At 61.0% G+C, this 21839-nt stretch carries 6 protein-coding genes; 2 read left to right on the forward strand and 4 right to left on the reverse strand.

All coding sequences use genetic code 11. The features are described 5' to 3' along the window. Positions 1 to 410: 410 nt before the first annotated feature. Together pgm and GSQ92_RS06155 are read right to left on the reverse strand one after the other, a co-directional pair. Positions 411 to 2060 carry a phosphoglucomutase (alpha-D-glucose-1,6-bisphosphate-dependent) gene (gene pgm, locus GSQ92_RS06150; RefSeq protein WP_159013131.1) on the reverse strand — a complete coding sequence of 550 codons (1650 nt, stop codon included), beginning with the start codon at positions 2058 to 2060 and terminating at the stop codon, positions 411 to 413. Positions 2061 to 2079: 19 nt separating this feature from the next. Continuing rightward, positions 2080 to 10455 carry a GH36-type glycosyl hydrolase domain-containing protein gene (locus GSQ92_RS06155; protein WP_254066566.1) on the reverse strand — a complete coding sequence of 2792 codons (8376 nt, stop codon included), beginning with the start codon at positions 10453 to 10455 and terminating at the stop codon, positions 2080 to 2082. A 566-nt stretch (positions 10456 to 11021) separates the two neighbouring features. Here GSQ92_RS06155 and GSQ92_RS06160 point away from each other — a divergent pair. Beyond that, the gene (locus GSQ92_RS06160; protein ID WP_254066567.1) at positions 11022 to 11783 is read left to right on the forward strand and encodes a slipin family protein; all 762 of its coding nucleotides are present in this window, start codon (positions 11022 to 11024) and stop codon (positions 11781 to 11783) included. Positions 11784 to 12942: 1159 nt separating this feature from the next. Here GSQ92_RS06160 and GSQ92_RS06165 read toward each other — a convergent pair. Next, entirely contained in the window at positions 12943 to 13464 is a 522-nt protein-coding gene (locus tag GSQ92_RS06165) for a hypothetical protein (protein WP_159013134.1), read from the reverse strand. Between the two features lie 878 nt (positions 13465 to 14342). Between GSQ92_RS06165 and GSQ92_RS06170 the strand changes: the two genes are divergently transcribed. Continuing rightward, positions 14343 to 17288, forward strand: coding sequence for a plasma-membrane proton-efflux P-type ATPase (locus tag GSQ92_RS06170; protein WP_254066568.1), 2946 nt, complete (start codon positions 14343 to 14345; stop codon positions 17286 to 17288). A 175-nt stretch (positions 17289 to 17463) separates the two neighbouring features. Here GSQ92_RS06170 and GSQ92_RS06175 read toward each other — a convergent pair whose 3' ends face one another. Then, on the reverse strand, positions 17464 to 21792 hold the full coding sequence (locus tag GSQ92_RS06175) for a chemotaxis protein CheB (RefSeq protein ID WP_254066569.1): 4329 nt from the start codon (positions 21790 to 21792) through the stop codon (positions 17464 to 17466). Positions 21793 to 21839 lie beyond the last annotated feature (47 nt).

Below are 21839 nucleotides of genomic sequence, written 5' to 3' on the forward strand. Positions count from 1 at the left end.
GGTCAGACTGGACGGTGAATAACCGTCCAGCCGCTTCTGCCCGTAAGTTGTTGATCCTGACGCCGTAGGATTAGCGACGCCCGCTGGTCCGCTTACTGTGCGGCCCCCTGCCACTTCGGAAGCTTGGGCGGCTTCGGAGCGCATTGTCAACTTAACCGTCCATGGTCTTGTTTGGGCTGGAGGCGGGGACCACGGCGCGGTTATGCTGCGTTTCTGGCGCACGTCTCCTCCGTCCAGATCTTGAAGGCCAGGGTACGCGCGACCCCGTAGTTCCTGGCTGTGGTTCGATGACGTTGCGGACGGAAGTGGCCATAGATGAAAGCGTGGGCGAACAGGAAGCGCTGCGCCTGCCGCCAGTTGCCGTGACAATGCCCTCCCCGGCATCGAAGGCACCGACACCAGTGGTATCTTTAGTGCGCAAGCACCTCGTCGATGCTTTCCTGCGCTTCGCGTTGGATTTGGCGGAGGTGTTCGTCACTATGAAAGCTCTCGGCGTAGATCTTGTACACGTCTTCGGTGCCCGACGGCCGTGCCGCGAACCAACCGCCAGCCGTGACGACCTTGAGGCCACCCAGCGGAGCGCCGTTGCCGGGCGCGGTGTTCAACTTCGCCTCGATTGTCTCCCCCGCAAGGGTCGTCCTGGCGAACTGGACGGGCGCCAGACCAACAAGAAGTTTTTTCTGTTCGGCGGTCGCCGGCGCATCTGTCCGCTCGTAGAACGAAGTCCCCAACTCCCGCGTCAGGCCATCGTAAATCTCGCCCGGGTCACGCTGAGTTTGCGCCATCATTTCGGCTGCGAGAAGCCCGAGAATGAGGCCGTCCTTGTCGGTTGTCCAGACCGAACCGTCGCGCCTCAGGAAGGAGGCTCCGGCACTCTCCTCGCCTCCAAATCCTAGCGATCCGTCGGCTAGTCCCTCAACGAACCATTTGAAGCCGACGGGGACCTCGACGAGCGGTCGATCGAGCCTGCTAGCAATCCGATCGATGATTCCGCTGCTGACCATGGTCTTTCCGACGCCCGCCTTCGCGCCCCAATGGGTGCGGCTGCGGAAAAGATATGAAATCGCCGCAGCGAGGTAGTGATTGGGCTTCATCAGGCCATGGGACTTCGTGACAATGCCGTGGCGGTCCGCATCGGTGTCATTCGCAAAGGCGATATCGAAATTCTCGCGCATCCCGATCAACCGGGTCATAGCGTAGGAGGATGAGCAATCCATTCTGATCTTGCCGTCCCAATCGGCAGACATGAAGCGAAACGTCGGGTCGACAGCTTCGCTCACGACAGTGGCCCCGATTCCGTAGCGATCGATGATGGGCTGCCAATAATTAACGCTCGCGCCGCCCAAGGGGTCGATGCCGATCGTCACGCCGGACGCGCGGATCGCCTCCATATCTACGATATTGGCGAGATCCGCGACATAGGTGCCGACGTAGTTGTGGCGATGAACCTGGGGCGACCGGATGGCGCGGTCGTAGGAGATCCGGCGCACGCCATTGAGCGTGTTCTCGAGCAACTCGTTCGCGATTTTCGCAATCGTGCCTGTCGCCCTCGTATCAGCGGGGCCGCCGGACGGTGGGTTGTATTTGAAGCCACCATCCTCCGGCGGATTATGTGACGGCGTGATGACGATACCGTCTGCGAACCCTGCTGTGCGCCCCTTGTTGTAGCAAAGGATTGCATGGGAGATCACAGGGGTCGGCGTATAGCCGCCCTTCTCGTCGATCATCACATCCACCTCATTGCCTGCGAAGGTCTCGATAGCGGTCGCCAATGCCGCTTCTGAAAGGGCGTGCGTGTCGATCCCAATGAAGAGCGGACCATTGATGCCCTCGTTTGCGCGATATTGGCAGATCGCCTGGCTGATTGCGAGGATGTGGGCCTCGTTGAAGGAATGGTCGAAGGCCGAGCCACGATGACCGGAGGTGCCGAAAGCCACGCGTTGCGCCGGCACCGCGGGATCCGGTTTCGCGGAGAAGTAGGCCGTCATCAGCCGCGGAACGTTCACGAGGAGCGACGGGTCGAGGACCTTTCCCGCAAGAGGACTGACATGAGAGGTCATTGTGCGATTTCCTTCGGGATCATGCCGCAGCGGGCGTCTCGGCTACGCCCATTTTAATCACACCAAGTTGGACCTGCAGGCGGTGTGTCGCGCCATCATTGGTCAGCGTCAAACGCAGCGGCCGCTCAGTGATGACCTGCCCATCCATCGCGGCTGACGCGATCCCCGACCCCGATTGGTGCGGATTTTCGACGTGAATCTCGTAGTGACTGGAGCCGTGACGAAGCACAATCTCGAAGCCAGGCCAGGCCTTTGGGATGCGCGGGTCAAGACACAGCACATCGCCTCGCAGGCGCAAGCCGAGGATGGCCTCCGTCGCGGCGCGCTGCATCCAGCCCGCCGACCCGGTGTACCAAGTCCAGCCGCCCCGTCCAACATGTGGCGCCACGGCGTAGATATCGGCCGCCACGACGTAAGGTTCCACCTTGTAACGATGCACATCTGCGCGCGTCCGGGCATGATTGATGGGATTGAGGAGCGCGAAGAGAGCAGCCGCAGCGTCCCCGTTTCCCATTGCCGCGAAAGCCATCACGGACCAGAGAGCGGCATGCGTGTATTGCCCGCCATTCTCGCGAACGCCTGGCGGATAGCCCTTAATGTAGCCAGGATCGAGTGCTGTCTTGTCGAAAGGCGGCGCAAAGAGAAGCGCCAGCCCTTTTTCAGGCTGAATAAGGTCTCGCTCCACCGCCGCCATGGCGAGCGCGGCCTTTTCCGGTGCGGATGCCCCCGAGAGCACGGCCCAGGACTGCGCGATAGAATCGATCCGGCATTCGTCATTCGTCGCCGATCCGAGGGGTGTTCCATCGTCAAAAAATCCACGCCGGTACCATGCGCCGTCCCAGGCCTCACTCCCGAGCGCGGCCTTCAGGGCCGCCATATGGGTCTCCCAACTCGCGGCGCGTACGGTGTCGCCACGCATCTTGGCGAACGGAATGAAGTTCTCCAAGGCGGCATAGAGGAACCATCCAAGCCAAACACTCTCGCCTTGCCCCTTTTCACCAACGCGGTTCATGCCGTCGTTCCAATCGCCGGTGCCCATCAGCGGCAGGCCATGGCGGCCCACCGCCAGACTGTGATCCAGCGCGCGCGCACAATGCTCGAACAAGGTGGCCTGTTGATCTGACACGGTCGGCAAGAAGAAGTTGTCGTGCTCGCCCGGCGCCAATAATTGACCCTCGAGAAAGTCGATTGATTGCTCAAGCACCGCGACGTCAGCCGTGGCAGAAATATATTGGCTGACGGCGTAAACTAGCCAGGCGCGATCGTCGGAGATACGGGTTCGCACGCCTCGCCCGGAATTCGGCAGCCACCAATGCTGCACATCGCCTTCGATAAACTGCCGGGACGCGGATTCCAGCAGATGCGCGCGTGTCAGAGCGGGGCGCGTCACGGTCAGTGCCATGCCGTCCTGGAGCTGGTCACGGAAGCCGTAGGCTCCGCTCGCCTGATAGAAGGCGGATCGCGCCCAGACACGGCAGGCCAGCGTCTGATACAGGAGCCAGCCATTGACCATGATGTCCAAGGACCGATCGGGCGTCTTGACCTGGATCCGACCGAGCGCATCGTCCCAGTAGTCCGCGACGGTCGCCAGAATCGCATCAAGGTCGGCCGTGCGGTAGTGGGTGATTAGCCGCCGCGCCTCATCAACGCCTGGCGCGTCACCTAGAAAGAAGACGATCTCTACAGTGCCGTTTGCCGGCACCGCAACCGTCCTTCGCATAGCGCAGCAGGAATCTAGACCGGCACCAGTTTTGTTGGATAGGGGAGTTCCATCGCGGAGTGATGCTGGGTCTGCGAGCGTCCCGTGGCGCCCGATGAACTCACGCCGATCGCCCGTCCATTCCGCCTGGCCGCCGCGCATATCTGCGAAGGCGACCCGCGACGGGAAATCCATGTTCCACGAATTGCGTGCAATCATCGCGCCGGTCACTGAATCGACCTCCGTGGCGACGAAGGGCAACGAGGCCGAGCGATTTGGGGCAAGCACCCACTCCAAGTAGGCGGTAACGCTCAGGTGCCGGACGTGGCCAGAGCGGTTCCGCAACAACAGCCGGGATATCTTCATCGACGCATCCATCGGCACGTATTGGAGAAGCTCGCTGCCGATGCCGTTCGCCATATGCTCGAAACGGGAGTATCCGCGTCCGTGACGCGCAATATAGGTCGCGCCATCGTCCCGTTTGGGAAAGGCAGTCGGACACCACACCTCCCCGGTTTCGTCGTCGCGCAGATAGAACGCTTCGCCCCCCCGATCCCTGACGGGGTCATTTGACCAAGGCGTCAGTTGATACTCGCGGCTGTTGACCGACCAGCTATAGCCGCTGCCTTCAGTCGCCACCTGGAAGCCGAAGGTAGGATTCGCAATGACGTTGATCCACGGCGCCGGCGTGGATTGGCCTGGGCCGATCACGATCACGTATTCTTTGCCGCCCTCCGCGAAGCCCCCAAGCCCGTTGAAGAACTCGAGATCGGGCACAGGATGTGAGGTCCGCTTTTCCGAAGGCGTTGCGTGACCTTTCGTGGCCTTCCGAGCGGCCACCCCGGTTTCCGAAATGCGTTCGAGTTGGTCGAAGAGGCTGCCATGTTGCGCCACCAGCACGACGCGTGCCACGGACACCAGCAGGGCGCTGGTTTCGGCGGGAACGAGATCGGCCCGCAGCACGAAGACGCGCCCGGAGGACGCATCACCACCCGTTCGCCAACGGGACTGGCTCATACGAAGCTCTGTCTCAATCGCGATCTGGAGATCCTGTACGTAGGACGACTGACGCTCGTTCAGAATGACCAAGTCGACTGCAAGCCGCTTCATCCGCCAGTATTCATGCGCCTGTAGCAGCTGTCGCGCGACGTCGAGACTCCCGAGGTCGCTGATTCTGAGAAGTACGATGGGGAGATCGCCGGAAATCCCCTGCCCCCAAAGGCCTGATTGCGGCCCCGCGCCGCGCAGGATCGCGGCTGATGCTGGGCGTAACCCTGCCGTCGAAAAGATCGCGTAACCTGCGAGCCGCTGGAAGAGGCCCGCCTCTCCGGCTGAGATACTGAAATGATGTAGCTGTACCTGGGCCTGCGTCCAGGCCAGCGTCGTAGCCCGGGTGAAGGCGTTGAGCTCGCGATGCTTGTCGACACTGTCGAGCAGCTCTTGCCTCGTCGTCGCGACCACCGTCCAGAAATCGACATGTACGAGGCCCGAAGGTGGGACGCGAACCCGGCGACGCAAAGCAAAGATAGGATCGAGCACGGTGCCAACCGTATTGGACAGGGATCGCCCGTCGATCATCGCAATCGGGGCACGCGCTTGATAGCCTCGCCCGAGAAACCGCGCCCGGTCAGTCTCGATCTCAATCGTGCCGACCGCCTCACCATCGACCACGGCCAGATGCGCGGCCCACACCTCAGCCTCTTCCGGTGTGCGCCGTCTCCGCGTCGCCAAGATGGCCCCGACATCGTTGAGAAACTCAGTCTGTACGAAGAGCTTCGCGAAGGCCGGATGAGCAACATCCGTCGCCTGCGGTGCCAACACCAGTTCTGCATAAGATGTGAGTTCGATCTCACGCTCATAGGGGCTGGTGTTTGAGATCGAAACGCGGCGCACCTCTGCATCGTCTTCAGCAGAGACCAGCACCTCCACGGTCGTCGTCAGCCGCCCGTTGCGCCGCGTAAACTCGGCCCGATCCTCGCTAAAGACGACCTGATAATCATCGGGCTCCACGCCGGTTGGTTGATAGGTCGCCGACCATACCGCGCCGCTCCGAACATCCCTGAGATAGATGTATGAGCCGTAATCGTCGCACGTCGCGTCTTCGCGCCACCGCGTGATCGCAAGGTCGCCCCAGCGGCTGTAGCCGGAGCCCGCGACCGTGAGCATTGTGGTGAAACGGCCATTCGACAAAATGTGGGTGGCCGGCGCCGCCTGATGGACCGAAACGAAGCGGCGTCCACCGGGTGCCTCGACCTCCCCTGCCCTAGCCCGCAACTCGGCCTCGCGCAGGGGGGCGACAGAGATTTCGCGCGGCGGCCGCTCCTGCAACAGCAGTTCTGTTGCCTGGATGATGGGCTCGGCATGGAAGCGCGTCCGCATCACACCGTCCAGCAGCGCATCAGCGATCGCAACGATTGTCATGCCCTGATGGTGCGCCATGAAGGCACGCACAATGGCGACGCTTTGGCCATCGGGCACACGGACCGGCGTGTAATCCAAGGCGTCATAAAAGCCGTAGCGGCCCAGGGCGCCGACCTCCGTCAGCCGGTGGAGGTTACCGGACGCGGCTTTGGGATCAACCATCGTCGCCAAGGCGGTCGCGTAGGGGGCAATGACGCGGTTCTGACCGAGTCCGCGCTTCAAGCCAAGCCCCGGCACGCCGAAATTCGAATACTGGTAAGTGAACTCGAGATCGCGGGCATTGTAAGCTGATTCGGAAATACCCCACGGCAGTCCTAGGTCGGTTGCATAGGCAATCTGCCGGTCGACGATCAGGCGGCTTGTTTGTTCGATGAGACTCCCCGTGGGCGCCCGCATCACTAGAGACGGCATCAGATATTCGAACATCGACCCGGACCATGAAATCAACGCAGCGCGGTGCCTGATCGGCGTTACCAAGCGACCAAGCCGGAACCAGTGGCGCGCCGGAACATCCCCTTTGGCGATGGCGAAGAAACTCGCCAGACGTGCCTCGGACGCCAGAAGATCGTAGCAATTTTCGTCGAGCGCCGAGCCAGCAACCACATAGCCGATTGAAAGAAGCTTCCGCTTTTTGTCAAACAGAAATGAGAAATCCATGGCGAGGGCGAAAGATCGGGCCTTGTCTTCGATCGCGGCAAGCCGTGCTTCCATCGATCGGTCCGCGGGCGCCAAAAACCTGAGATCGCGGCGATGACTCTCGATCGCGTCCCCGCTTGCCTGCGCCCAAAACAACAGGTCCGCCGCCGAATTGTCGCCGCGCTCATCCTCAAGAGCATGGGCGATATCGATCATTGTAGCGCACTGCGCAGCAATCCCCTCCAGTTGCTGCGCGATGTTGTTGGTGGAAGAGGAATTTGGCCGCATGGCCACCACGAGGCGGAGGAGCGACTCATCGAGCTGACCCCAAGTAACCGTCCGCGTCTGCGGGCCAGCGCGCAAGCGCGCCACTTCCTCCTGTGTCAAACTAAGTGCGTCCGCGATGCCGGCGAGACGCGCGGCCGCTGAAACGGGGGCCGCCCGCCATTCGCCGCAGGCATTCGCGAGCGCTATGAGGTGACCCGCCAAGTTTCCGCTATCAACGGAAGAAATGTATTGAGGATCAAGCGGACGCAGATCCGTCGTATCATACCAATTGTAAAAGTGACCTCGAAAACGCGCGAGGCCGGCCATGGTGGCCAGCGTCGCCTCAAGCCGAGCAGCGGCGTCCAGAGTGCCGGACCATCCAAGATCGCGGGCGGTAACCACGGACAGAAGATAAAGACCAAGATTGGTCGGTGACGTCCGGTGGGCGACCGCCGGCGTCGGTTCCTCCTGAAAGTTGTCCGGGGGCAGGTTGTTCTCCGCCGCGGTGACAAAGGTCTCGAAGAAGCGCCAGGTGCGCCGGGCCGTCAGGCGTAAGCGACGGCGATCAACCGGGTCTTCGGACAGAAGGTCACGGCGCCGGGGCGATAGGCTCACCCAGCGCGCCACGGCTGGCGAGAGAAGCCAAAGTAACAAGAAGGGCGCGGCCACGACCCATGTTCGGTTTGCGGTGGCCAACACGACACATGCCGATATGCCAACGATGACCGCAACGCCCGCCATCCTGCGGTAAAAGCCGACGAGGTCGAGGCGCGGAGCGATCGTCGACGCTGCGGCGGGTGTCCATTCCAACAAATTTCGGCGGCTGACGAGAACATGCCACAGCGTGCGGAGGATGGCGTCTCCCATCAGCCACGCCTGGTGCGCCAGGAAGACGATATTCAAAGCAGACAGCGACATCGCGAGACGCAGATCCGCTCCGAGCCCCCGGACGTGACTGGAAAGCGTTATGCCGGAACGGCGCGGCCGGAGTGCCGCGACGACAGGAATCACCGCCGGCACGACCAGCGTAGCAATGACAAGGCTCGTCCAAATCAGCGCTTGATGGAGGGATAATGTCCAGCCTGCGAGCAAAGCGAGAACCGCCGCCGGCGCCGATAGACTACGACGCAGATTGTCCAGCATCTTGGAGCGGCCGATAGCCGGAACACGTCCGATCCGCGACGTCGTAGGTCCAGCCACCCGTCCGAAGCCGAAGATCCAGGGCAGCAACTGCCAGTCCCCTCGGGTCCAGCGGTGATGTCGTCGCGCGCCGACATCGTAGCGGGTCGGAAATGCCTCCACGACCTCGACGTCGGATGCAAGACCGGCACGGGCGAAGACACCCTCGAAAAGATCGTGGCTGAGGACCGTGGATTCCGGAATACGGCCGGCCAGAGACGCCTCGAAAGCATCAACGTCATAAATACCCTTGCCCGCGTATGACCCTTCTCCGAACAGATCCTGGTAGACATCGGACACAGCTGCGGCGTAAGGATCGATTCCGCTCACGCTCGAGAATATGCGTTGGAACGGCGATCCTTCATGGCTGGCTGGGAGCGACGGCGTCACCCTCGGCTGCAGGATGGCGTAGCCTTCCACAACACGGCCATTGGCCGGATCGAACCTGGGACGGTTGAGCGGATGGGCCATTTTACCGATCAGTCGGCGTACCGTGTCACGCGGCAGTCGGGTATCTGTATCCAGGGTCAGGACATACTGAATATCCGGGGGCGCAAGCGCCATTTGGCCATCGATCGCGATGAAGCTGGTGTCTGTGGCCGCCCGAAGAAGACGATTCAACTCGTGGAGCTTGCCGCGCTTGCGCTCCCAACCGATCCACCGCGCCTCCCCTTGGTTCCAGGTCCGCTTGCGGTGCAGGAGCAGGAACCGGGCCCCAGCGGGAGTGGGGCCATATTGGCGATTGAGGCGCGCGATCCCACCCGCCGCCGCCGCGAGGAGGACATCATCACCCGCCTCATGTTCATTCCGGGAATCCTCCCAATCCGACACGATGGCGAAATGTAGATCGCCGTGCCCGCTGGCGAGATGATGGATCTCCAGCCTTTCGACCTGCTGCTCGACTGCAGCAATCGTTGTCAGCAGCGTCGGAACCGCCACCAGGGTGCGTAGATGCGGGGGAATCCCGTCACGGAGTTCGAGAGCCGGCAGTTGTCCGGCAGCAAAGCCCATGCTGACGGCACGATTGAGCAAGGCGACGGCGAGATCGATCGACGGAATCAATCCCAGAATAGCGAGAAGAGCCAGCCCTGCAGCGCCGAGCCCATCATCCGCAAGAACAATCAGGGGAATGGCAAGTAGAATCCCTGTAACGATCGCGACGCCCCCCGTATATCCCCCGATCCCCACTTTACGATTAAGCTGCGCGACCCGTTTACGCGCCGGTATGCGATAGCCGACTTGTAACTCGAAGTCACGTCGGCCCCCCGCAATGAGATAATACCCCGGATCCAGATGACGCGCGTCTGTTTTAGCGCTGTATGTGCGCGGAGCATCACCTGCCGTCGCCACCGCCATTTGAGCGATCTCGATTTCGGTGTGATCCGAGCCGCGTGCAAGCTCTTCCACGGCTGTTCGGTAGAGATTGCGGGTCGCGAAGTCCATATCTTTGAATTCATCGCCTGCGGATAAGATGTCATTGACCAGGCTCATCCCCTCGAAGCCATCATTCCAATCGGCGTCGCCGATTTGGTGAAGGCTGGTGATCACGTTGCGCACCGACACATTGGTGGCGCCCTGCTCTCTATGAGCGTCGCGAACCACGACGTCCGCCGTCTTCCCCTCTGCAGCCAGACGTTCATCGAGCCAAGCCAGAGCCGGCGTCACCTTGGGATCCTGGTCGCGTAGCCTATGCATCAGCTGGACCGCAAAAGCGTCCGGCAGCGGCTCATGCATCTTGTGGGTCAGAACGACCGAGACGGGCACCATCGCACGGCCCCCAGCTCCGAGCAGCCGGTCCGCGAGGTTGTCCGCCTCCCGACGCTCCACGCGATTTTGCACGATGAGCACCGAGAGCCGCCGCAGATTCTCGATGAGGACGATGCGGAGCGTCACGGGAAGTGCCCACAACTCACCAATCGTAAGGGGTTGCACCTCTTGATACGCGCGCACGTAGTGGAGCAGCACCGTCGCATCGAAGCAGCTGTCGGTATGCGCGACGAAGGCCCATGCGAGACCGAAAACCCGCGGATATCCAACGAACGGCCCAGCGGCCAGCTTGGGGAGCTTTCGATAGAAGCTCGGTGGCAAGTCCGTGCGAATTTCGCGGAACTGTCGATCGACGAGATGATAGTTATCGATCAACCATTCGGCCGCAGGGGTAATGGCGTGTCCCTGATCAAGTGTCGCCACCATGCTCCGGTACGCTTGGAATAGGACAGGAACGTTCTCAGCCAGCCTTCGTCCAAGGGGATGCCCTCTTACCGCGCTCATTGTCGTCGGCTGAGCGGCCGCCAAAGTTCTCGCATGAACTTCAATGCGCTCAAGGCTGAACAGCTCCTCGCGGATGGGAGCAGGAGTATCCCAGAAGGAGGGTACACGACGCCGTCTGAAGCTCGGAAGGAAAAGGACTGCCAACTGAACCCCGCTGCTAACCTGTCTCGCGGCACATCCGGCTCCGTGCGACCCGCGCGAAAGATCTGCACCTCCCGCATGTTCACAATGTCGGCGAGTTCTAGTCGAGGGGCAACCCGCTGGTGAGGGTCGGAAACTACTTAAACCGAGCCGCCGCGCCTCTAGGTAGTTTCCGAGGCTTCCCGCCCTTCGTCGAAGGTGCAATTTAGGAAAAGGCTCGCGGGTATTCGGGGCCATCGCCGGCCCGAGCACACATCACCCTCAAAAGGTTGACCACGATGACCGGCCTCCCCATCTACCTCACACCGATTGTGCTCATCCTAGCCGCTGTCCTTCTTTTCTCGGCAGTGAAGGTTCTGCGGGAATATGAACGGGCGGTTGTTTTCACACTCGGGCGCTTTCAAAAGGTCAAAGGGCCGGGACTCGTCCTTCTGATCCCGTTTCTGCAGCAAATGGTGCGGGTCGATCTGCGCATTCAGGTCATCGAAATTCCAACGCAAGACGTCATCTCGCGCGACAATGTGTCGATGAAGGTCGATGCCGTTCTATATTTCAAGGTCGTGAACCCCGAGCACGCGATCATACAGGTCCAGTCTTATCTTCCGGCAACGAACATGCTCGCTCAAACCACCCTGCGCGCCGTGCTCGGCCAGCATGACCTCGACGAGATGCTGTCCGAGCGCAAGAAGCTCAGTGCCGACGTGCAGAGCATCCTGGACGCCCAGACCGAAACATGGGGCATCAAGGTTAGCAACGTCGAAATTAGAACGGTCGAGCTGACGGAAAACATGGTGCGTGCCATTGCCAAGCAGGCGGAGGCCGAACGCGATCGCCGCGCCAAGATCATTCACGCGGAGGCCGAATTTCAGGCCTCACAGACGCTCGTCAATGCCGCCAAAATCCTAGGGAGCGTTCCGGCGGCGATGCAACTCCGTTACCTGCAAACGCTCACGGAAATAGGTGCAGAACAGAATTCCACGGTCATCTTTCCGATGCCGATCGATATTATCCGGCCGTTTCTCGAGCTCCTCGAGAAGGCAGGAAAACCTGCCGTCTCGAGAGCTGCGTTGAATGGCGCGGTCTCGCAGGACGCGTCTTTGCCGCAATAAATTGCGGTGTCCGGCGGACCCGGATCATTCCGGCCGCCGGGCTTCAACACCTGCCCAGCCCGACGTCCGGCCCCGTTGTTCACTCTCCCATCAACTCCTGAAAAGCGGTCTGCGCCCTGATGGTTGTCGCAAACGAGGCGACTCCTGGACATCAGGCTCTCCGCCCCTGGGCGTACCTTCTGTAAGATCGGACGTCTTTGCGCCTTTCTCCTCTGCGTCGCCTTCGACACCAGAGATGATAGGGAAGTTCTCGGCCTTCGGCAGATCTGCTTTGTTCGTCATAGCCTCTCTTTCCCGATGGATTGTAGTCAAGCAATCAAAGACCAAGGCTGCGCGCGCGGAGACCCAACCAGGCGTGTATCGCATCAAGAATGGTACATCTAGAGAAAGCGCCGGCGCTGCGGTAGCTTCGGAAACTACCTAAGGTCCTTGCCCGCAACCTCGAGCAGCAACCGCAGCATCAATGCTAGTACGCACTATCTCAGGTGGGCGAGTCGTGATTTAAACTGCGGATGAATTCGGCCCCCGCGGGACATTACCGAGGGCGAAAGAGCAGGGCTTAAGGCACCGACGTGGTGTACAGGGAGTGCCGGTTCGTCCGACGCTGGATATCCGGGAATATTCCTTGCTGAGCGACACGATAGCGGGGACGAGGCGCCTCCGCTTGTACTGCGGCCCATGCGGCAGGCGTTTAGAGAACCACTGTGCGGCTGCTCCGTTCCGCCAACCCTGCACCACCATGACCCGCACAACGCCATGTTGATCCAGCGTACGTCGAGATGGTGGAGCACACCCTAGATAAGGGTAAACACTCCATCCAATCGCCAATTTTGTGCGTCTATTGACCATGGCGGCGCTGACGCCCGGCGAATATGGCGCGGACCTCAGGCACGAGTGCCGGATGTTTTCGTGAATCACCGGGGTGCCACACTCGGCCACTATCAGCTCGACGTCTCGACCACTTAGGCTCAAGACACAAAACAGCAATATGGCGACAGGATGTTCCCGGCAGGAGAATCGATGCCGCGGATGGAGGCGGGCTCGATAATCTAGCCAACTTCACTTGCCTACCTGCCCAAACGCGCTTATGCGCGAAGGCATTAATCTGCGTCAAAGGTCTTATGACTCGCCCCCAATTTAGCGCCTCGCAAAGTGTGCTTTAGTGCTGGCGAGCCTCGGACATTTGAGCACGCAAGCTGGCCGCCGGGCCGCCTTGCTTCGGCATGAGCATCGCATTCACCGCCAGGCCAAAGACAAGCATAGACACCATGAGGGCCATCGATACCCACATAGGCGCCCCTATGACATTAGTGCGATTTCCGCTGAGATCGACCAGTCGATGCGGCGTTGGCAAGAGAAGAATGAGCTGAGTAGCAGTGTCACGGGCACCCGCGATAGATTGGGGGCAAAGCGGCATTCGGACAATACTTTGCGCGAGGCAATCGATAGCGCCAGCTGCGGACAGCTTTCTCCACCTCGCCGCCTCGGCCCAGGGATCTTTACCTAGCCGGGCCAGAATTGAGAGGATCGTCAGCGTTGACCCATTCAGTTCCGTTCCGACCTCGGCAAAGAGAAAGGCATTGAAATCTGAATTCTTCAAAGCAAAAGCGTCGACTCGTTCCACCTGCTTCTCCCTTGTGTAGTCGAGGATATCACCACGAAAAAACCAATGCGACTTCATGGAATGCCTACCCGGGCCAACTATAATGATCCTAAAGGCGGGCTTGGAAAGCTCTGTTGATCATTTGCGTTGAGACCCCAGGGTGGGCTGCTTCTTACCTTCTGCTAGGAGATGTTCCGCCGTCGAACAGGAAGTTGTCGAGAGTGCCCGTCCGTCCGTGTTGAGCCTATATTGCGCAGTTTTCGAGGGCGGACGCGACGAGTAGCATAGCTCGATTCCCTTGAGAGTGCGCTCGCTTTGGAGCTATCATCTCAGCGCCTGGCGACATGACTCCGTTCGTTGCGAATGAGCCGAGTGCACCGTCTGCGTCGATCCGAAGGTCAATATCTATTTGCAGACCGACTGAGTTGCCGTCTGTTAACTTGTCTCAAAACGCCAACACTGAGCGTATCTCGACAATGACCAGATACGGAAGGCTCGGAAACTACCTAGTCTAGAACCGTTGGCGCGCGGGGTCCATCGGCTATCGCGACCGGACGTGAGGACTGTCACGCTGAGATCGCGGGCGCCTTCACTGGGGATGACGGCGCCGAAATGCTGGAAGATGCAGATGCACTTCGGCAATTTCCGCCAATGGCGGAACCAATGCCGTCGCAATTCGTGGCTTGTCCGATGTCGGAAGCGTCTTAGTCGGCGGGGCAAAGCTCAGGGCGGCAGACTTCGGCCTGTGCTCGGAAGTATTCGAGCACAGGCCGAAGCGCCTCGCCAACACACAGAGCAGAGTGTAGGTAGATTCCGATCCTTCCGGGACAGGGGCCGTCCCTGGATACGTACCTGATAATCTTACGTCGGTTTGGCCTCAGCAAACTGCTCTGCGCCGACAGCCCGCTGCATCGCACTTAGAGCACCCGATGTAAAGAATGAGAGGAAGAGCCGTCATGGCGACGTCCAATGCGACTCACGCCAAATTGCCGGATGCGAAACCGACTTCGCCATCAGACCCGAAGAACGACCTGAAGTCGCTGCCCCTGGCCGAGGTCGAGAAGCGCTTGAACGCGTCAACGGACGGGCTAACCCAGGCCGAGGCGATGAAGCGGCTGGCACAATACGGTCCCAATGAGATCGAGGAGAAGAAAACCAACGCTCTGCTAAAATTCTTGAAGTATTTCTGGGGCCCAATCCCCTGGATGATCGAGGTGGCCGTTGTGCTGTCGGGCGTCGTCCGGCATTGGCCTGATTTCTTCATTATCCTGGTGCTCCTCGTTGCAAACGCGACCATCGGCTTTTGGGAAGAGCGGCAGGCTGGCAACGCCATTGATGCTTTGAAGGCAAAACTGGCGATCAAGGCCCGCGTGCAGCGGGATGGCAAATGGGTCACACCCCCTGCAAGGGAAGTCGTGCCGGGTGATGTCATCCGCTTGCGGCTGGGCGATATTGTTCCTGCGGACGGACGGCTGCTAGAGGGCGACGAGATCTCAGTCGATCAGTCCGCTTTGACCGGAGAGTCCTTGCCGGCCGCGAAGAAGTCCGGCGACGCGGTGTTTTCCGGCTCGATAGTCCGTCGGGGCGAAATTAGCGCTCTGGTCTACGCTACGGGCGCCAAGACCTATTTCGGCCAGACAGCGGAGCTGGTGCAGTCAGCCGCACCCGTGAGCCATTTCCAGAAGGCCGTGCTAAGGATCGGCAACTACCTAATCATCTTGGCGGTGGTGTTGGTGTCGGTGATTGTCGGCGTCGGAATTTACCGGGGCGAGCCGGTCTTTACTGTTCTGCAATTCGCACTGGTGCTGACGGTGGCGGCAATCCCGGTCGCAATGCCTACCGTCCTTTCAGTGACAATGGCGGTTGGGGCGCGCTTGCTCGCCAAGAAGCAGGCGATCGTGAGCAAGCTGATCGCCATCGAGGAACTAGCCGGCGTCGACGTGCTGTGCGCCGACAAGACCGGCACCCTGACGCAAAACAAATTGACGCTTGGCGATCCTTTCTGCCTGGACAAGATCACCCCCGACAAGCTCATCCTGGCTGCCGCGCTTGCCTCACGGCCTGATAACGATGACACGATCGACCTCGCGGTCTTGGGGGGCCTACAGGACAAGGAAGCGCTGAAGCCATTTCAAGTCATGCACTTCCAGCCATTTGATCCGGTGCACAAGCGTACCGAGGCTACCGTCAAGGCAGCGGATGGAACGACTTTCAAGGTCACGAAGGGTGCGCCCCAGGTCATCCAGGCATTGGCGGAAGACGCCGCGGCCGTAAAGGATGCTGTCAACAAAGCGGTCAACGATTTTGCTGATCGCGGATTTCGCGCGCTCGGCGTTGCGCGGGCTGATAGTGACGGCAAATGGCAGCTTCTCGGGGTCTTGGCGCTGTTCGATCCGCCGCGTGACGATGCCAAATCCACGGTCGCAACGGCGGCCGCGATGGGTGTCAAGATCAAGATGGTGACAGGCGATGCCCTGGCCATCGCCAAGGAGACCGCCAAGACACTGGGTATGGGCGCGAACATCCTCGACGGCGCTAGCCTCGGTGATTTGAAAAGCGACGAAACCGCAGAAGAGATCAAGTCCGTCCAGGGCGCTGACGGGTTTGCCCAGGTGTTTCCGGAGCACAAGTTCCACATAGTTGATATTCTACAGAAACATGGCCACATCGTCGGCATGACCGGTGACGGGGTGAACGACGCGCCGGCACTTAAGAAGGCCGACTGCGGCTTCGCCGTCTCCGGCGCCACCGACGCGGCACGCGCGGCGGCCTCCATCGTGCTGGTGACGCCGGGGCTCTCGGTAATCATCGACGCGATCAAAGAAAGCCGGCGCATCTTCCAGCGCATGAACAGCTACGCGATCTACCGCATCGCCGAGACCCTGCGCGTGCTGATCTTCATGACGCTCGCCATCCTAGTCTTCAAGTTCTATCCGCTTACGGCGATCATGATCGTGATGTTGGCGTTGCTCAACGATGGCGCGATCTTGTCCATTGCTTATGACAACGTCCGCTACCGGAACGCGCCTGAAGTCTGGAACATGCGGCTCGTCCTAGGCGTCGCCACGGTGCTGGGTCTGGTCGGCCCTGTGGCCGCGTTCGGCCTGTTCTTCCTCGGTGACCGATACTTCAAACTTGGCCATCCGCAACTCCAGACGATGATGTACCTCATGCTGTCGGTTGCAGGGCATCTAACGATCTTCCAGACGCGCACCCGCGGCCCGTGGTGGTCCACGCGCCCGGCCTGGATCCTGCTGGCTGCGGTATGCGGAACCCAGGTTGTGGCGACCCTGATTGCGGTCTACGGCGTCGCGCTCGTGACGCCGCTCGGCTGGACGTATGCGGGGATTGTCTGGGCCTATGCCTTTGCTTGGTTCCTGATCACCGATCCGCTAAAGCTGTTTGCCTATAAGGTCCTCGATATCAAATCATATATCAAGACTTCAGCAAGGGTCGAACTGAAGCCGGAAGCAAAAGCGCAGGCTTGCCAAACTAACGAGGTTGTCAGACCAGACACCAAGCCTTTGCCAAAGGCCGATCCGGAGCCCGACACCAAAGCCAAGCCCCTTCCCAACGCCGAGGCTGGAGACGCTTCGCGACCAAGCGCGACTCCCGATTCCGGCACCCGGCACCCTCCCCAGCCGCCTCCAGCGTCCGGCTCACAACCTACACCCGAGCCGGCGTCACACCCTGCCACGACCAACGCCAAGGTCGCGGCGCTGTTCGGCACGAAGCTCGGCGACGTTCTCCTTGCAGAAGTTCTGAAGGATCCCGCGGAAGCGGGGCGCCTGATCTCAAAGGCAATTAGCGATGCCGAGTTGCCGGCGACTACCGCGGCACCCGCGGACGCCAAGCCCATAACACCGGCGGCGCCGGAACCAATTCCGCAAGCTGCCAAGTGATCGTTTGCACCGGGAGAAGCGAATGGAAACCCACCTGAAAGAGTTGCGCGTTCGTGAAGGTGGAGGCTGCGGCGCGGGCTGCCTAACCCCAAGTTGCCTGCTTCGACACCGCTTTCTATCACACACTGCCGCTTCGCTCGAGCCGTTGTCGGACTGTCGTCAGAAGTTTGGATCCTTATTGCACGACCGGATCAGCCGAACTTGCGGCTAGCGCGAGCCTTGCCAAGGCCGGAAGCGAGGACATGCCCGTCTTGTGCATGATGGAAGCACGGTGGTTCTCGACTGTACGCTGACTGATGCCAAGGTCGGCCGCGATGTTCTTGCTCGGCTGGCCAGCAAGCACCATAGTCATTATCTCCCTCTGCCGCAGCGTGAGACCGGCCACCTGTGCCGCCGCCGCTGCATGCCAAGCGGTGAGCTTGGCCGCATCGAGCGATTGCTCCAATGCGCGGGCAACACTGGCCAGCAGGCCGGGCCGGTCTATCGGCTTCTCGATGAAGTCCGATGCTCCGGCTTTCATGGCCCGAATCGCCATCGGCACGTCGCTTTGCCCAGTTATCACAATCACCGGCAGGTTTTGCCCCGCAGCGCGCAGTTTTTCCAGAAGCTCGATGCCGCTCATGCCAGGGAGCGCAGCGTCAAGGAGCAAGCATCCGGCGGCCCCGGGGCGATAGGCCTGCAAGAACGCCTCGCCGCTGGGGAACCCTGCGACCGTTCGGCCGTCGCCTTCCAGCGTCTCCATGAGCACGCCCCGTACAAACTCGTCGTCATCGACCACGAAAATTACGGGCCGACCGAGGTCGGGCGGCATTAACGCGCGCGCGATGGCCTGCCCTAATTCAGCAAGGCCCACCGGCTTGCTCAATACAGAGCATCCCGCTTCGGCAACGGCGCGCAGCGTGGACCTGCAGATATCTCCCGTCAGGATGATTGCGGGCAGCGTACGACCGGCGGCCGCCCGGATGGTGCCCACAAGCTCCAGCCCGTTCGGGCCGTCGGGAAGGTTGTAGTCTGCCAATAACAGCTCGGGCACGGCCCGCGCCGCGCACGCCAGTGCCTCCGGGCCATTCGGCGCCGTCGTGACCTCGTGACCCTGGCTTTGCAACAGCTCGCCGAGCAGTTCCGCGAGGTCGGGATCGTCTTCCACGACCAGAATCCGTAGTGCCGCGCGGATGACAGCGATTTCTGGCTGATTTGTTGGGATAGGCGCGCTCTCGTATTGGGCAAGGCGCGGCAATTCAATCGAGAACCGGGAACCATGGCCAAAGCGGGACGAGACCTGGACCCTGTGCCCCAATAGCTTGCCCAGGCGCCTGACGATGGACAAACCAAGTCCAAGCCCCCGGCTTCGCTGCCGTGCGGCGTTCCCCACCTGGTAGTATTCTTCGAAGATCATCTCAAGGTCGGTATTTTTGATGCCACTTCCGGTGTCCCAGATCTCCACGCTCAGGCCACCACCGTGGCGGCGGCAACCAAGCAGCACGCGTCCTTCGGCCGTGTACTTGATCGCGTTGGACAGCAGGTTGCGAATCATCTGCTCCAGCAGCTTGGGGTCGCTCCTCACATGTTGCGCGCAGGGGACAACCCGGAGCTGGATAGCTTTCGCCCTCGCATGATAGATGAACTCGCCCCGCAACCGTTCTAGAAGGCCGTCGATGGGAAAGACCGAGACGTCTGGCTGCACCGCCCCCGCCTCGATCTCGTTGATGTCGAGGAGGGTATCCAGCATGCCCGTCACCGTGCCCAAGGTTGTATTTTGGCGGGCGACCAGGCTTCTCGCTTTCTCGCCTGTGACAGCTTCTGCGAGCATGGCTTGAAGAAGGGCGAGCGTCTGCAACGGCTGGCGCAGGTCGTGGCTGGCGGCGGCCAGAAAGCGGGTTTTCGCGGCATTGGCGGCTTCCGCCTCCGTCTTGGCGGCCTCTAATGCCCGGCCGGCTGCCTTGCGCGATGTGATGTCAGTAAAGGTGATCACAACTCCCTGCACTCGGCCCGCGCTTGTGCGGTAGGGAAGGATACGGCGGCGAAACCAAGTGCCGTCCGCGGCCTCGATCTCGTGTTCCAGCGGCTCCAGCCGGTCCTGCACGGCCTTTACGTCGTCGGCCAGGGCGCCGTCGGGCACCAGCGCGGCGAAATCCGTCAGCTTGCGTCCCACATCGCCTGGGATGATGGCGAATAGCGCGTTAATGGCGGGCGTAAAGAAGCGGATGCGCCCATCCAGGTCGAGGAACAGTGTCGCAACATTCGTGCTGAACAGCACGTTCTGCAAATCGTCGGAGGCCGTGCGCTGGCGCTCCAGGGTCTCTTGCAATTGGCTGTTCACCGCCGTCAGCTCTTCGTTGAGCGACTGTAACTCCTCCTTGGAGGCGACCATTTCCTCATTGGTCGACTGGTATTCCTCATTGACCGACAGCGCCTCCTCGTTAATCGCGCGCTGCTCCTCACCCGAAAGTTCGAGGTCACGCACCGTCCGCTGCAGCTCCGCCCTGGTCGCATCCAACTCGCGCTCTATCTCAGCAACACGTGAGACCTGGCCTGGCTGCAGTGGAACGCCGTCGCCGCGTTCCGGCCGGTCCGCGTCTAAAAAGCAGACCAGCAACAATTGCTCTCCCGCTTCGAACACAGGATAAACGACTAGGCTGAACGGCCGGCTTCCGTCCTCGCCAACCACGACGCCCGCATCAACCACTTTCACCTTGCCGTCGCGCGCCGCCTTCAGGGCCGCGCGCAATTTCCCGCGCACACCGGATCGGGCCATCGCCAGCAGATCGAGGGTGGCGTGCCCCGGCGGCAAGCGGAGATAGTGGTCGGTTGGGCCTATTGAGAAGAGCACCATATTACCCGTATCGATCAGGACCGACGCCGGAGCATAGGCTTCCATGACAAGGCGACGGCCGAGTTCGGCAAGGGCTGCCGGGCGGATCGGCGCCGCCGGCGCTGGTTCCGATCGAACCCGTTTCTCCTCTCCCGGCCGGACGAGGGCCGCAGTCTGTGGCCTTGAGGGCCGCCCAAGCTTGCCTGGCGAGGCACGGTCAACCCGGCGATAGATGCGCTCATCCTTGGCAGCGGCCACGAAACCGCGTTCAGCCCCAAGCGGGTTTTCGGCGCTGCCCAGCAAAAGGATCCCGCCGTCGCGCAAGGCAAAATGGAACGCTTCAATGACGCGAGCCTGAGCATCCGGACGCAGGTAGATGAGCAGGTTGCGGCACGATACCATGTCCAACCGCGAGAACGGCGGATCGGCCAGGACATCCTGAACCGTGAAGACGATGGCCGCGCGTAGGTTCGAGGCCGCGCGCCATCCGGCGTCCTCGCGTACGAAGAAGCGCGAAAGGCGCTCCGGCGAGACCACCTCCTTTATCACAGAAGGATATGCGCCTTCCCGCGCCACAGCGATCGCCTCGGCATCCACGTCAGAGGCGAACACCTGCAGCTTGATTCGGCGCTCGGCTGCCTCGATCTTTTCCAGGAACAACATGGCCAGCGAATAGGTTTCCTCGCCCGTGCTGCATCCGGCGACCCAGACGCGTAGTGGCTGGCCGTTTGGATGGGTCTGAATCAAGTCGGGGATGATCGTCGATGCCAGCATGTCGAACACCGTCGGATCGCGGAAGAAGCTAGTGACGTGGATCAGCAGGTCGCCAGCCAATGCATCCAGTTCGACGTTATCGGCCTGCAGCATGGCACGGTAATGGGCTACCTCGGCTGAACGAAGACCAGCCAAAGCGATACGGCGGTCGATTCGGCGGCCTAGTGTGCCGGATTTGTAGTTTGCGAAATCATGACCCGTTTGGACCCTCACCAATTCGAGGATTTCTTGATAAGGACTGAAGTTTATCCTGACAGGGTGGGCGTCGGACACTTCGTGACCCGCGAGGACGGCAGAAGGGACTCGATTTGCGGACAGCGCCACGGGAATGGCAGCCACCGGCAAGACGAAATCTGCCAAGCCGGTCTCGATTGCGTTGCGGGGCATGCCATCGTAGCTCGCCTCGGTTGGATCCTGCACGGCAACAAGACCGCCTTGCGCCTTGATGGATCGCAATCCGGCGCTGCCATCCGTCCCTGTGCCCGACAGCACGACGCAGGCAGCGCGCTTGCCATATTGGCGGGCGAGCGAGTGGAGGAGGAAGTCGAACGGCAGGCGGGCGCCGCCTTGACGTACAGGAGGGCTGGTCAGGTGCAGCATGCCCTCGCCAACTGACAAGTAAGCTCCGGGCGGCATGACATACAGATGGCCGGGCACGATCGGCATGCCTTCCGCCGCCTCGCAAACAGTGAGAGCAGTATGGGGCGTCAGCAAGGCGGCCATCATGCTGTCGCTGCTTGGATCGAGGTGCTGGACGAGGATGAACGCCATTCCGCTGCCCGGCGGCCATGCCTCGATCAACTGGGTGGCCGCTTCGAGCCCGCCGGCGGAGGCGCCGATGCCGATGACCGCCAACCCCAAGGGCGGGAGTACATGGCCGGGATGACGAGGCAAAATGTGCGCAGGTGTCTGTGACACGGCGGCCTTTCAAATGCGATGAGGCTCGCCCGCCGGACCCTAGCACG

Source organism: Acidisoma sp. S159 (assembly GCF_009766125.1).
Lineage (GTDB): Bacteria > Pseudomonadota > Alphaproteobacteria > Acetobacterales > Acetobacteraceae > Acidisoma.